This window comes from Sphingomonas sp. PAMC 26617 (assembly GCF_000242835.1).
GTDB lineage: Bacteria > Pseudomonadota > Alphaproteobacteria > Sphingomonadales > Sphingomonadaceae > Sphingomonas.
Genome location: NZ_JH594425.1, coordinates 1319218 through 1333118, shown reverse-complemented (window position 1 = coordinate 1333118; position 13901 = coordinate 1319218). Strand labels below are relative to the sequence as shown.

The 13901-nt window shown below is 67.7% G+C and carries 15 protein-coding genes; 2 read left to right on the top strand and 13 right to left on the bottom strand.

Annotated features, from left to right (window positions below):
* Nucleotides 1-35 precede the first annotated feature (35 nt).
* Together RH91_RS05860 and RH91_RS05855 are read left to right on the top strand one after the other, a co-directional pair.
* Nucleotides 36-944 (top strand): aldo/keto reductase, encoded by a 909-nt coding sequence (locus RH91_RS05860; RefSeq protein WP_081469508.1) that lies wholly within the window; start codon nt 36-38, stop codon nt 942-944.
* A complete protein-coding gene (locus RH91_RS05855) occupies nt 941-2014 on the top strand; it encodes an LLM class flavin-dependent oxidoreductase (protein ID WP_010161666.1) in 1074 nt (357 codons plus the stop codon). The genes RH91_RS05860 and RH91_RS05855 overlap by 4 nt, the downstream gene beginning before the upstream one ends.
* Before the next feature lie 15 nt (nt 2015-2029).
* On the opposite strand, the gene RH91_RS05850 is transcribed toward RH91_RS05855, so the two are convergent.
* The 13 genes from RH91_RS05850 to RH91_RS05790 all read right to left on the bottom strand — a co-directional run bounded on the left by RH91_RS05850 (nt 2030) and on the right by RH91_RS05790 (nt 13843).
* Nucleotides 2030-2212, bottom strand: coding sequence for a hypothetical protein (locus RH91_RS05850; protein WP_010161665.1), 183 nt, complete (start codon nt 2210-2212; stop codon nt 2030-2032).
* Nucleotides 2213-2401: 189 nt separating this feature from the next.
* The gene (locus tag RH91_RS05845; protein ID WP_010161663.1) at nt 2402-3451 is read right to left on the bottom strand and encodes an oxidoreductase; all 1050 of its coding nucleotides are present in this window, start codon (nt 3449-3451) and stop codon (nt 2402-2404) included.
* Nucleotides 3448-4455 (bottom strand): sugar kinase, encoded by a 1008-nt coding sequence (locus RH91_RS05840; RefSeq protein WP_010161661.1) that lies wholly within the window; start codon nt 4453-4455, stop codon nt 3448-3450. The genes RH91_RS05845 and RH91_RS05840 overlap by 4 nt, the downstream gene beginning before the upstream one ends.
* A gap of 9 nt (nt 4456-4464) precedes the next feature.
* On the bottom strand, nt 4465-5859 hold the full coding sequence (locus tag RH91_RS05835) for a cytochrome P450 (protein WP_010161660.1): 1395 nt from the start codon (nt 5857-5859) through the stop codon (nt 4465-4467).
* A gap of 286 nt (nt 5860-6145) precedes the next feature.
* Nucleotides 6146-6565, bottom strand: coding sequence for a 6,7-dimethyl-8-ribityllumazine synthase (gene ribH / locus RH91_RS05830; protein ID WP_010161659.1), 420 nt, complete (start codon nt 6563-6565; stop codon nt 6146-6148).
* Complete coding sequence (ribB, locus tag RH91_RS05825; protein WP_010161658.1) at nt 6565-7728, bottom strand: 3,4-dihydroxy-2-butanone-4-phosphate synthase; 1164 nt, start codon at nt 7726-7728, stop codon at nt 6565-6567. The genes ribH and ribB overlap by 1 nt, the downstream gene beginning before the upstream one ends.
* Nucleotides 7718-8359, bottom strand: coding sequence for a riboflavin synthase (locus tag RH91_RS05820; protein WP_010161657.1), 642 nt, complete (start codon nt 8357-8359; stop codon nt 7718-7720). Before RH91_RS05820 ends, ribB begins: the two co-directional genes overlap by 11 nt.
* 4 nt (nt 8360-8363) lie before the next feature.
* The gene (gene ribD, locus RH91_RS05815) at nt 8364-9407 is read right to left on the bottom strand and encodes a bifunctional diaminohydroxyphosphoribosylaminopyrimidine deaminase/5-amino-6-(5-phosphoribosylamino)uracil reductase RibD (protein ID WP_010161656.1); all 1044 of its coding nucleotides are present in this window, start codon (nt 9405-9407) and stop codon (nt 8364-8366) included.
* A gap of 4 nt (nt 9408-9411) precedes the next feature.
* Nucleotides 9412-9762, bottom strand: a complete 351-nt coding sequence (locus RH91_RS05810) for a hypothetical protein (protein WP_010161655.1) — start codon at nt 9760-9762, stop codon at nt 9412-9414.
* An 86-nt stretch (nt 9763-9848) separates the two neighbouring features.
* Nucleotides 9849-11369 (bottom strand): hypothetical protein, encoded by a 1521-nt coding sequence (locus RH91_RS05805; RefSeq protein ID WP_010161654.1) that lies wholly within the window; start codon nt 11367-11369, stop codon nt 9849-9851.
* The gene (locus RH91_RS05800) at nt 11366-12001 is read right to left on the bottom strand and encodes a class I SAM-dependent methyltransferase (protein WP_010161653.1); all 636 of its coding nucleotides are present in this window, start codon (nt 11999-12001) and stop codon (nt 11366-11368) included. The genes RH91_RS05805 and RH91_RS05800 overlap by 4 nt, the downstream gene beginning before the upstream one ends.
* Nucleotides 11998-13008 (bottom strand): glycosyltransferase, encoded by a 1011-nt coding sequence (locus tag RH91_RS05795; protein WP_051116713.1) that lies wholly within the window; start codon nt 13006-13008, stop codon nt 11998-12000. The genes RH91_RS05800 and RH91_RS05795 overlap by 4 nt, the downstream gene beginning before the upstream one ends.
* A gap of 157 nt (nt 13009-13165) precedes the next feature.
* Nucleotides 13166-13843: a TonB family protein gene (locus RH91_RS05790; RefSeq protein ID WP_010161651.1), complete on the bottom strand. Its 678-nt coding sequence runs from the start codon at nt 13841-13843 to the stop codon at nt 13166-13168.
* Between the last annotated feature and the right edge of the window lie 58 nt (nt 13844-13901).

Sequence of the window (13901 nt, the reverse complement as noted above, 5' to 3'; positions counted from 1 at the left end):
TGCTCTGCCAAGGTCTTCGCCTCTATATGACAACGATGTCTGAGATCATTCTTACACCCGAATTGCGTCCGCTCGGCAAGAGCGGATTGATGGTCAGCCCGGTAGCCTGGGGGATGTGGCGCTTCGGCCAGTCCACCGTGGCGGAAGGGCGCGCGCTGATCGACGCGGCGTTCGCGGCGGGCGTGACGCTGTTCGACACCGCGGACATCTACGGCTTCAACGGCACCGACGGGTTCGGCGACGCCGAGTCGCTGCTCGGCAAGGTCTTTGCCGACGACTCCGCCCTGCGGGACCGGATGGTGCTCGCGACCAAGGGCGGGATCCTTCCGCCGGTCCCCTACGACCAGAGTGCCGCCTATCTGACCAAGGCGCTCGAGGACTCGCTGACGCGACTCGGGGTCGGCCAGGTCGATCTCTACCAGATCCACCGCCCAGATATTCTCACGCACCCGCAGGAACTGGCGCGTTCGCTCGAGCAGATGGTGTCGTCGGGCAAGGTCCGCGCGATCGGCGTGTCGAACTTCACGATCCCGCAGATCCGCGCGCTCGAGGCGTTCCTCACCATCCCGCTCGCGAGCCTCCAGCCCGAACTCTCGCCGCTCGAACTGGGGCCGATCGAAAACGGCCTGCTCGATCTCGCGATGGAACGCGACCATGCGGTCCTCGCCTGGTCGCCGCTGGGCGGCGGGCGGATCGGGGCACCCGAGGATGACCGCTCGAAGGCGGTCGCTGCTGCGCTCGACGTGGTCGCCGAGCAGGCCGGCGTATCGCGCGCCGCGGCCGCTTATGCCTGGATCATGGCGCATCCGGCACGCGCGATCCCGATCGTCGGCACGCAGAATGTCGCCCGCATCGGCGAGATCGCCGACGTCTACAAGGTCCGCTTCACGCGGCAGAGCTGGTACGACGTGCTGATCGCCGCGCGCGGGGAACGCCTGCCATGACCGACCGCAGCCCGTGCGAGGTCAGCTGGTTCTCGGCGCTGTGCGACGACGATTACGAGTTCCTCGGCGTCCCCGATGCCAGGCTCAAGTCGAGCTGGGAGCATTGCCGCGACATCGTCCTCCAGGCCGAAACCGGCGGGTTCGACAATATCCTGCTTCCCTCGGGCTATGCGCTCGGGATCGACACGACCGCCTTCGCCGCCGCGATCGCACCGATGCTCAAGCGGATGGCGCTGCTGATGGCAGTGCGGGTCGGCGAAAGCTGGCCGCCGCAACTCGCGCGCCAGATCGCGACGATCGACCGGCTGCTCGGCGGGCGGCTGTCGGTCAACATCATCTCGTCAGATATGCCCGGCGAAACGCTCGGCTCAGGCCCCCGCTATGCGCGCACGGTCGAGCTGATGCGGATCCTCAAGACGTTGCTCAACGGCGAACCGCTCGACCATGACGGCGAATTCTGGAAGCTCAAGCTTGATCCCGCGCGGATCGGCACCGTCTCGGGCAAGGCACCCTTGCTGTACTTCGGCGGTCTGTCGCCCGACGCGCGCGATGCCGCTGCGCGCGAAGCGGACGTGTTCCTGATGTGGCCCGACAAGCAGGAAACCGTCGCCGCGATCATCGCCGACATGACCGCGCGGGCCGGCGCTTACGGCCGTACGCTCCAGTTCGGCTATCGCGCGCACGTCATCGTCCGCGATACCGAGGCGGAAGCACGCACCGCCGCCGACCGGCTATTGTCCAAGCTCGACGCCGCCGAAGGCGCCGCGATCCGCGCAAAGTCGCTCGACTCGACCTCCGCCGGGGTCGCCGCGCAGGCTGCGCTCCGGGAGAATGCCGCGGACGACGGCTATGCCGAGGCGAACCTGTGGACCGGAGTCGGCCGGGCGCGGTCGGGCTGCGGCGCGGCGATCGTCGGCGATCCCGATCAGGTGCTCGCCAAGATCAACGCGTATCGCGACATGGGGATCGCGGCGTTCATCCTCTCGGGCTATCCGCATGCCGCCGAGGCCGATCTGTTCGCGCGACACGTGTTGCCACACATCGATCACCAGCGGTTGACCGCGGCGTAAAGCGTCGCCGGGCGGTTATCGGCCGAAAGGCGGGCGTTCGCCGAAGCCGGGCGCTGCGTCCGATGTCGCCAAGGGGCGCGACGGCACGATCCGGACGCAATCCTGGAAATCGGATCGTTCCATGCGACGCCGCAATTTTTCTGCAAGCACACGGCCGATCAGTTCGTGGTCGGCCCGGAAAAAGATGGTTCCGTTCATCACGACGCTCCTCCAACGGGGGACATCCTATGGTACAGCGACGAGATGCCCTCTACCAGCGTTAAACGGAGGGGGTGGGCAAGAGTTCCGCGCTCCGCCTTAAGGTGGAGGTGCCTTTCGTCAGGCCGCGACCGACTACAGTCCGACCGTTCCTGCCGGGCGATGCGGGAGAGCCGAGGCGTTCCAGCGCTATACGCCGCCTGCGGGACAGGGGATCGTCCGCCCTTCCCTCGCACTCTGCCGCACGAGCGCGATCAGGCGCATCACGTCGAGCGCCGCGCCAGCGCTGACCGGTGGTTCGGCTTGCTCGCGGATCGCGGCAGCGACGCCCGCATAATAGGCCCGCCAGTCGCCCCGCTCGCTCGGCACCGTGCGCGTGCTGCCGTCGCCGAGCGTCAGCACGCCATGGTCCGCAACGGCATCGACGCCATATCCCGGATCGCGTGGCGAGCCTCCGCCGCGCAGCACCGCCTCCTGCGGGTCGATCCCGTATTTGACGAAGCTGCCGCTCGTCCCGTGCAGCGCGAACCGCGGGCGCGGCGCGGCGACCAGCGTCGCCGCCGACACGATCACGCGTCGCGCGCCATAGTGCAGCGTCGCCTCGACATAATCCTCGACCGCGGCACCGGCGCGCTGACTCGCGAGATCCCCCGTCACCGCCTCCGGCATCCCGAACAGCTCGACCGCCTGGTCGATCAGGTGTGGGCCGAGGTCGTTGAGCAGCCCCGCCCCCGGCGTTTCGCGCCATCCGGTCTTGATCGCCGGGCGGAACCGGTCCCAGCGGAACTCCGCGAGCGCGATCTCGCCCAGCATGCCTTCGTCGAGCAGGCGGCGCACCGTCAGGAAATCGCCGTCCCAGCGCCGGTTGTGGAACACCGAGAGCATCAGCCGCTGCGCTTCCGCCAGCACGACCAGCGCCGCGCCATCGGCGGGATCGGTCACGAACGGCTTGTCGATCACGACATGCTTCCCCGCCGTAAGCGCGGCGCGCGCGAGCGGCGCGTGCTGCGCGTCGGGCGCGGCGATCACGATCAAGTCGATCGCGGGATCGGCCAGCACCGCCGCGACGTCGCTTTCGACCCGTACGTCCGGCATCGCCTGCCCGACCGAATCGAAGCGCGACGTCACCACGGTCGTCAGCGCGAAAGCATCGAGTGCGGTGATCAGCGGCGCATGGAACGACGCCCCCGCCAGCCCGTAACCGATCAGCCCGACCCGGATCGGCGCGCCCTCGCTCATCGCCGTACGTCCAGCCCGCCCGCGAGATAGGCGTCGATATCGGCCTGGCGGAACAGGCACGCATCCCCCGGCAACGAATGCTTGAGCGCGGCGAGCGCGAGCCCGGTCCGCGCCGCCGCCGCCGGATCGCCACCGCCGCGGAGCGCGTGGAGCACGCCCGCCGCGAACGCATCTCCGCCGCCGATCCGGTCGACGATTCCGGCGATCACCACTTCCTCGGTCTGCGCGCTCGCGGTGCGCGTATCGACCCGCGCGGACAGGCGGTTGAGGTCGACATGCTCGACATGTCGCGCGGTCGACGCGATCGTCGTGAGCCGCGGGAACGCCGCGAACGCCGCCTCGACCGCTTCGCGCCGCCGTTCCTCGCCATCAGAGGAAAATTCGCGGCCGAGCAGCAGCGCGATATCGCGGTGGTTGCCGAACAACAGGTCCGCCCTGTCGACCAGTTGCATCAGGATGCCGCGCGGGTCGCTGTCCCACCGCTCCCACAATTTGCCGCGCCAGTTGCCGTCGAACGCGATCGGAATGCCCCGTGCGGACGCCGCCTCCGCCGCCGCGATCGCACTCGCGGCAGGCACCGGCCCGAGCGCGGGCGTGATCCCCGACAAGAGCAGCCGATCGACCCCGTCGAGCAACCGATCCCAGTCCCACGCCTCGGTCGGCGTCTCGGCGAAGGACGAGTAAGCGCGGTCGTAGATCACTTCGGTCGCGCGCAGGCCTGCACCCGAGGTCGCGAAATACAGCCCCATCCGGTCCCCGCGCATCTGGATGTCGCGCGTATCGACCCCCGCGCCGCGCAAATTGGCGATCGCCGCGCGCCCGAGGTCATTGTCCGGCACCGCACTGGCGAAGGCGACGGCGTGCCCGAGCCGCGCAAGCGCCCCCGCGACATTCGCCTCGGCCCCTGCGACCCACACGTCGAGCTTGGGCGTCTGCATCAGGAGTTCGCGCCCGGGCGGGGACAGCCGCAACAGGATCTCGCCGAAGGCCAGGAGCTTCATCATGTCGTCCTTTTACGTGTCCGCGGGGCGACCGGGCGCCAGCGGCACGAAGCGCAAGGGCAACCCGTCCTTGGGTCGCGGGATTGGCCAGGCTTGCCATTCCGCCCCCGCATCCTCCTCCAACGCGATTCGGTACCGACTTAGCAAGTGCGTCAGCAAGATTCGGATCTGCATCGTCGCGAAATGCAGCCCCAGGCACATATGCGCGCCCCCGCCGAACGGCACCCACGCATATTTGTGCCGCGCGCGGACCGCCTCGGACGTGAAGCGCAGCGGGTCGAACCGCGTCGGCTCGGGCCATAGCTCGGGCATCATGTGCGTATAGGCGACGCTCACGCTCACCGTGCTTCCGGCGGGAATGTGATAGCCGCCGAATTCGAAGTCCTTGACCGCGCGCCGCGGCAGCGACGGGACCGGCGGAATCATCCGCAGCGCCTCCTTGAACGCCATGTCGGTCAGCTCCAGCCGGTCGAGCTGGCCATAGGGCAGCGCGCCTTCGTCGTTGAGACCGAGCCCGGCGATCTCCGCGCGCAGCTTCTCCTGCCATTCGGGGTTGCGCCCGAGCAGCATGACAAGGCTGGTCGCGGACGAGGTGATCGTATCGTGCGCCGCCATCATCAGGAAGTTCATATGGTCCGCGATCGCATCCGCCGACAGCGGTTGCCCGTCATCCCCGGTCGCGCGACAGAATTGCGAGAAGAAGTCCTGCCCTTGCCCTGCCCGCCGCGCCGGAATCTCGCGCTTGAACAGGTCGATCAGATAGGCACGCGCCTTGACGCCCTTGCGCATCTGCGATCCCGGCAAGGGTATCCGGATCGGCGTGATCGACGCCTGCACCTCGTCGACGAACGCCTGGTTGATCCGGTTCGCCTCTTCCCCAAGCGGCATCCCGAGGAAACTCTCGGCGGCGAGATCGAGCGTCAGTTCCTTGATCGCATCGTAGAAGCGCAGCGGCCGATCGCCCCAGGTCGCGACCTCGCGCGCGATCCCGGCGTTGAGCGTCTCGGCATAATGCCGCATCGGCTCGGGCTTGAACGCGACCGCCATGACCTTGCGGTCGGCGCGGTGCTTCTCGAAATCCATCAGCATCAACCCGCGCGGGAACAGCAGGTTGAGCAGCGGCCCCCACCCCTGTTCGGACGAGAACACGCGGTCGCGGTCGAACAGCACGAGTTCGTTCGCTTCCGCGCCGACCAGCGTCACGGTCGGGCCGCCGAACGCATTGTTGCGGAACACCGGGCCATAGGTCGCGATCATCCGCCGCCCGAACGCGCCGGGATCGCGCAGCATCCGGAAGGTGTTACCGATGAAGGGAAGCCCGTCCTCGCCGGGAATGGCACGGATCGCGGATTGCTTCTGGCGGGGCAGCCAGTGCGGATTGGCCTTGAACGTGTGGGCGTATGCCATCGTGTCGCTCTCCCCGCTTATTGACACCGGTATAAGTAAGCGGGGGGATGGTGGGAAGGCCCCCTCTGATACGCTTCCCAAGCGAAGACTGTTCTCCCCTTGATTCACTCCCCCGGCGAAGGCCGGGGCCCAGGAGCGCAACCCGAGAAGTTCACACTCTGTGCCCCGTTACCAGAGCCTGTGCGACTGGGCCCCGGCCTTCGCCGGGGAAGCGTACTTTTGGGGGGAGTGGGGAAGCGGAGTAAGGGGTGCAGAACACAGAGTGCTGTAGAAACCCACGCGCCGCTCAGCCGAACCGCTCCTTGAGCGCGATCATCGCCAGCGCGGCCTTGGCGGCTTCGCCGCCCTTGTCCTTCTCGTCCTTGCGCGCGCGGGTGAGCGCTTGCGCTTCGTTCTCGGTGGTCAGGATGCCGTTGCCGATCGCGAGCCCGTCCATCGACAATGCCATCAGACCGCGCGCGCTTTCGCCCGCGACGATCTCGAAATGATAGGTCTCGCCGCGGATCACGACGCCCAGCGCGACGAAGCCGTCATACTGGTCGCTGTCCGCCGCGAGCGCGACCGCGCCGGGGATTTCGAGCGCGCCGGGGACGGTGATCGTCTCGTGGCTGTGCCCCGCCTGCTCGATCGCGGCGCGCGCGCCCTCGAGCAGCAGGTCGTTGAGATGCTCGTAGAAGCGCGCTTCGACGATGAGGATCTTGGCCATTATTCTCCGCCCGTTCCGGGGATGGGACGTTCGTCGACGATCGACAGGCCATAGCCCTCGAGCCCGACGAGCGCGTGATGCGTGTTGGTCAGCAGGACCATTTCCTCGACCCCGAGTTCGGCGAGGATCTGCGCGCCAACGCCGTAGTCGCGCAGTTCCTCGACCTCGGGCGCGCCCGCGCCCTTGCCCTCGCTGCGCAGCTTGATGAAGCGCGTGACCGAATCCTTCATCGGGCGGTTGATCACGACAATGACGCCGGTCCCCTCCGCCGCGATCGCTTCCATCGCGCCCGACAACAGGCCCGAACGCTGCGACTGCTCGCCGAACATGTCGACGAAATAGGAGGCGGTGTGCATGCGGACCAGAGTCGGCTTGGTCGGGTCGATCCGGCCCTTGACCAGCGCGATCGTCTCGTCGCCGGTCGCCTTGTTGTGGAAGGTCATCGCCTTCCACTGCCCGCCCCATTTCGAGTCGAACGCCATTTCGGCGCGCTTCTCGACGAGATGATCGTGGCGGCGGCGATAGGCGATCAGGTCGCGGATCGTGCCGATCTTGAGGTTGTGGAGCTGCGCGAAGCCGACGAGGTCGTCGAGCCGGCTCATCGTGCCATCCTCGTTCATGATCTCGCAGATCACGCCCGACGGATTGAGCCCCGCGAGCCGCGACACGTCGACCGCCGCTTCGGTATGCCCGGCGCGGACCAGCACGCCGCCGTCGCGCGCGACCAGCGGGAAGACGTGGCCCGGCGTGACGATCTCGTCCTTGCCCTTGGACGAATCGATCGCGACCGAGATGGTCCGCGCACGATCGGCGGCGGAAATGCCCGTCGTCACGCCGTCGCGCGCCTCGATCGAGGTGGTGAAGGCGGTTTCATGCCGCGTGCCATTGTGACGGCTCATCAGCCCGAGCCCGAGTTCCTCGACTCGCTTCTTGGTCATCGCAAGGCAGATCAGGCCACGCCCGTATTTGGCCATGAAGTTGATCTTCTCCGGCGTCGCCATCTGCGCGGGGATGACGAGGTCGCCCTCGTTCTCACGGTCCTCGTCGTCGACCAGGATGAACATGCGGCCGTTCTTGGCCTCGTCGATCAGTTCTTCCGGCGAAGACAGGAAGCCATGGCGCAACCGCGCGACTTCGGGACCGGACGTCGGGTTAACGGCCACGATAATGCTCCATACGCTTGAGATACCGCGCCAGCACGTCGATCTCGATGTTGATCGGCGAACCGGCATTAAGGCTGCCGAGGGTGGTGACGGCAGCAGTGTGCGGGATCAGGTTGATCCCGACGAGCACGCGATCCGCCCCATCCTCAACGACGTCCTCGACGCTGTTGACGGTGAGCGACACGCCGTCGAGCGTGATCGACCCCTTGGGCGCGACGAACGGCGCGATTTCGGGGCCCGCCGCGACGACCACCCGAAGCGATCCGCCCTCCGTGGTCATCGAGACGATCTCGCCGATCCCGTCGACATGCCCCGTCACGATATGGCCGCCGAGCTCCTCGCCCAGTTTTAGCGCACGTTCGAGGTTGAGCGTCGCGCCCTCGGTCCATTGCCCCGCGGCGGTGCGCGACAGCGTTTCGCCCGAAACGTCGGCGGCGAACCACCCGCCGGGCGAGTCCGCGTCTGCGTTGACGCCCTTGTCGACCACCGTCAGGCACACGCCCGAGCACGCGATCGACGCGCCGAGATCGACCCCGCTCATGTCATAGCCGGTCGCCACGATCACGCGCAGGTCGCCGCGTTGCTCGATCCGGTCGATCGTGCCGATGTCGGTAATGATCCCGGTGAACATCGCTCTATCCTCTTGCGCCGGGCGGTGCCGCGGCGGTGCGGGTCCTTACGCGCCCCCTTACGCATTCGTAAACCTCGAGCCGGTCGCTGCCAAGGGTACGCGCATCGGTCAAGACCCAACGGCCATGCGCGTCGGCCAGGTCGTTCAATCCGATGTCGGGTAGCGTGCGCCCGCCACCGATCAGGATCGGCGCGCGATACAGCAACAGCCGGTCGACCAGATCGGCGGCGAGGAACGCGGCGGCGGTCGCCGGACCACCCTCGACCAGCAGGTGATCGACCGCGTCCAGCGCGCCGATCGCCTCGGGCGCGCCAAGGTTTTCCCAGCCGGCCGAATCGCCGTCTGCAGGCGCGAATGCAGGCGTGCGCGACAGGACGACGCGGCGGGGCGACCGCTTGGCCAATCCCTCCAGCCGAACGTCCAGCGTCGGCGAATCCGCGTCGATCGTCGCGCGCCCGACGAGAATCGCCTCGTGCCGCGCGCGTTCGAGATGCGCATGCCCGCGCGCGGCCGCGCCGGTGATCCATTTGCTCGCGCCCGAGTCGAGCGCCATCGCCCCGTCGAGCGACAGCGCGAGCTTGAGCGTGACGTGCGGGCGCTGTTCGGACAGGCGGGTAAGGAAGCCGGCGATCTGCGCGCGCGCTGCCGCCTCGCCCGTGCCGACGTCGACGATGATTCCCGCGTCGCGCAACCGCGCGATCCCCGCGCCATTGGTCCGCACGTCGGGATCCTCCAGCGCGACGACGACGCGCGCGACGTTCGACAGGATCAGCAGGTCGGCGCAGGCGGGCCCGCGCGGCGAAACATGCGCGCACGGTTCGAGCGTGACATAGACAGTCGCGCCGCGCGACTTTTCCCCCGCCTGCGCGAGCGCCATCGCCTCCGCATGCGGGCGACCGCCCGGCTGCGTCCAGCCGCGCCCGACGACCTTTCCGCCCCCGTTTCCCGGCGCGACGATGATGCAGCCGACGTTCGGGTTGGGCGCGGTCCGCCCGCGACCGCGCGACGCGAGCGCGAGCGCCGCGTCGATCCAGCGGGAATCGTCCATGCGATCAGATGCCCCAGGCCTTCAGCCCGTCGTTCACCTTCTTGAACTGCGCGCGGCGTTCCGCCTTGAGCCGCTCGAGTTCGGCGTCCTGCTTGGCCTTCTCCACGCTGTCGATCTTCTGCTGCGCGATGATCTGCGCGTTGGTCCGGTCGAGCCGCCAGTTCTGAACGTAGATGATGTCGCGGTGATACGGCTTGGGCGGGATCCGCGATTCATAGATCACGCCCATGATCATCACGTACGTCAGCGCGAGCGCGACCCCCATGAAACCGAGCTGGTGCGGTCGCCGCGTCGTCACGAAGGAGCGGACATCGCGCCACGCCTGCCGGGGCGAGAAATATTGCAGGAGCTTCATGACCCGAAGATAGGCGCGCCCGGGGGGCGGCGCCAGTCCCGCGCGCGACCGCGACCGTCATCCCGCCTGCCGATGCGCCCTTTGGCCTAGCGCGGGAGGTGCAGCACCAGGTCGTGATACCGTTCGCGGCGGGGATAGGCCGCATCGATCGCATCGGCGACGACCGGATTGTAGCGTTCGTCGTAAAGCCGGTCTCCGCGATCCCCGACGGTCGCGAAGAACCCGAACGTCCCCGCGCGGACGAGTCGTGCGAAACCGGCTTCGTCGTAAAGGCCCGCGTGGCCGAGCTCCGCGGCGATCGCGGGTTCCCACCGGACGGGCTGGCCGCCGCGAATCAGCAGCACCATGTCATCCGACACGACCGGGCGCGTCGACCGCGCGATCCGCTCGACCACCGGCGCGTAGGAGCGCGACAGGTCGTTCGGCGTGCCGGCGACCAGGATGTGATACGCCTGGATCGGTACCCCGACCGTCATCATCGCAACCAGCAGCAACGACGGTCGCCGACTGCCGGTAAATACCGCCTCCACCAGCGGCACGACGCCGATCCCGACGAAGGCGGCGGCGGCGTAAAGCCATTCGATCAGGTAATTGTCGTTGCTGCCGGACTTGAGGATCGTCGGCAGCATCGCGGTCTTGAGAACGAGGAAGGCGAGCATCAGCAACGCCGCGAACGCACCCGGGTCGGCCGCCAGTTTCTGGCGCAGCGCCGCGACGGTCGGGGACCGCAGGTTCCGACAGACCGCTACGACTCCCAGAGCGGCAATCGTCAGGATGCTGATGTGGACCAGGATCGCGAACGCCACGATCTGCGCGCGCGACAGGTCGGGCCGGTTCAGATTGTAGAGCAAGGTATGCCGCAGGAAACCGCCGTGGCTCATCACGCTCAACGCCGCCAGGATGCCAAGCCCGAGCGCCGCGCACCACCCCAGCAGCGTCCACGCCGCACGCGGCCGGGCGAGCCACAACGTGACGAACGCCGCGGCGGGGGCCGCAATCGACGTCTGCTTGGTATAGATCGCCAGCACGAAGCACAGCGCGGCCAGCGCAAGCCGCCGCGGGTTTGTCGCCGCCCCCGGTGTCAGCGCGAGACCGGCGAGCGAAAACGCGCCCGCCAGCATGTCGACTCGCATCAGGCTCGACCAGTGGAGAATCGGCGGCGAGAGCGCGAGGCATCCCCCCGCGATCGCCGCCGCCAGCAACCGCACGCGGCGCGGCTCCTGCGCCGGGATCATCGCGAAGGCGAGACGCCCCACCAGCCCGATCGAGACGAGCGTCGAGAGCAACGAAACCATCCGGCCGGTCGCGAGCCCGTCGCTGCCGAACGCCTGCGCGACCGCGCCGACGACGAGGTGATAGACCGGCGGATAATGATAGACGATCGCGGGGAACACGCCGAGCGGCGCATAGCCCGCGCCCGCGACGATATTGATCATCTGTTGCCAGACGATCCCCTCGCCATAGTCTAGGTCATACGCATAATGAACCGCGCGCAACCCGGTGGCGATCAGCCGGACGAGGTCGAGCGCGAGCAGGACGACCGCGACCGCGACCCCGAACCGCAGCGCCCACAGCCGCCAATCCCCCCGCGAAGTCGCCGCGATCACCGGGGGCGTGCCACGACGAGCATCTGCTTGCCCATCGGCTTCAGCGGCGAGGCGAGATAGGCGCCGATCAGCCACGGCCACACGGGAAGCCGCGACTTGACGGTCAGCGGCAGGAACCGCGGGCGCACTTCGGTCACTTCCCAGCCATGCGCGCTCAGCAGATCGGCCAGGCTGATGTGCGAATAGACCGCGACATGCGTGTAATCGTCGAAATACTCGCGGTACGCGTAGCGGTAATTCGGCTGCAGGATCGTCAGCGTGCCGCGCGCCGACAGGGTGCGCCGGATCTCGCGCAAGGCAACGACGAACGCATCCTGCGGCAGATGCTCGAACAGGTTGGAGGCGAAGGCGAAATCGACCGTCCCATCGGCAATCGCGCCGAGTTCGGTGACGGGGGAGACGATCGCTTCGACCCCGGGCGCGACATGGTCGGCCAGCCCGGCCCAGGTGTCGACCGCGATCCGGCGGCGCGCGGTGACGCTGTTGATGAAGTCGCCATAGCCCGCGCCGAGATCGAGCACGCACGCGTCGGCGGCGATGCGGTGGCGGAAGACATAATGCCACAACGCCCGCCACACCGCCCCACGGCGGTGGTCCTCGGTCAGCCGGGATGCGTGATAGTCGCCGCTCATGCGAAGCGCTTCCAGTCCGACAGCAGGCCGTAGATCATCCGCGTCCCCACCGCAAAGCCGCGCCAGTTGTTGACGTTGCCGCCCTTGCTGAGCCCGATCCGCGCATGGAAGGTGATCGGGCATTCGAGCAGCAGCAAACCACGGCGGAGCGCGGTATCGAGGAAATGCGCGTTGAACTCGAGGTTCACCGCGGGGTTGAGATGCGGCAGCAGCGCGATCAGCGCATCGCGACGGCACAGCTTATAGGTCGTGCCGACATCGGTGATCGTGCCACGCCCCAGATGCTTGGCTTCCAGCAGCTTCCCCACGAACAGATTGCCGTAATACATGAAGACGGTCAGCTGGGTGAGATACTGCCGCAACGGCTCGACGATCCGCGAGCCGTTCACGACATCGGCATGCGGGGCATAGGCCAGCAGCTTTTCGACGTCATACGCGCGGAAAGTGCTGTCGCCCTCGCACAAGACGACGAATTCGGTGTCGTCGAACTTCACCGCTTCGCTGAGGCAGCGATACACGCAGCGCCCATAGCCCGGTGCCGCCTCGTTGAAGGTCAGCGCGCCAGCCGCCTCGGCGCGCTCGAAGGTCGCGTCGCGGCTGTTGTTGCTGACGACGATGACGCGCTCGACCAGCGGATGCGCGAGGAAATCCTCGACCGCGCCGGCGATGCTGTCCTCGTCGTTATACGCCGTCAGCGCGACGGTGACGCGCCGTCGCTTCACCGGGATATAGCGCACCGGGACATCGGGCTTCTTGTGCTGGTGCATGTAGAGCAGGTCGAACAACGCCAGCACGATGCCGATCATGATCGGCACCCCGCTATACCACACCAGCCATCCCGCGACCGGATCAAGCAGCGCGTGGAGGTTGAGCAGATAGCGCGGGAAAACGAGCAGCACGCCGGTCACGTACATCGCCATCCCGGCGACGAAACACAGCACGCCATACAGCAGGAACGGCGTGTCGAGCGGATGGCTCACGGCTCGGTTCGGGGGAAAACCTGTCATTTCGCGCTTCCTGGTCGCGCCACCGCTCGAGCCGGTGGCACCCATGGTCTAGGAAGCAATGGTTAACGATATGGCCTCGGCGCCAGGCCGCACCGGCGCTTTCCCGGCGCCGGATGCGGACCGATGTCGCGTGGCGGCGTCGACGCTACCGCCGACCTTATTCCTGCCCGAGCTGGAAGCGCACTGCCATCTGTTGCCACGCCTCGACCGCGACGCCGCCGCGCGTTGCGGGCGTGAAGCGCCATCTGGTCAGCGCCTGGCGACGGGTCGCTTCCAGAAACGCGGGCGACGCGGCGCTGATCGGCTCGACCTGTTTCACCCGCCCGTCGGTGCCGACCAGCACGCGGACGACGACGCGGCCCTCATGTTCGGCGAGGCGTTCGTCGGCGGGATAGGCGGGCTGGAACGAGTCGCGATAGCGCGAGTCGATCCGGGCTGCGGTCAGGACCGGCGGAGGCGGCAGCGGGATCGTACCAGTGGTGCCGGTCTCGCCCGTGGTTGCCGCCGTACCGGCCATCGGCGGAAGATCGATATTGACCCCGGTGAGGCCGCTGGTGGTCATCGGGATCGGCGGATCCGTGACCTCGACGTGATCGATCGGTTTCGGCGTCACCGTCCTGTGCAGCGCGGCGGGCGGTTGCGGTTTGGGATGTTCGGGCGGGGGCGGATCGGTCGGGAGCGGGATGTTGGTCGCCTCGATCGTCGGGACGATGTGCTGCACGAAATGCGGTGCGGTCAGCGAAAGCCCGAACAGCAGCACGCCGCTTGCGCCAAGCGCGAACGCGACGCCGCCTGGATTGAGTCCGCCGGGCCGGGAATAGCGATCTGCATACATGCGCTCATCTCCACCTAAGACCGCCCGGTCTCTGCCGGGGCTGTGGAGGATGTTACAT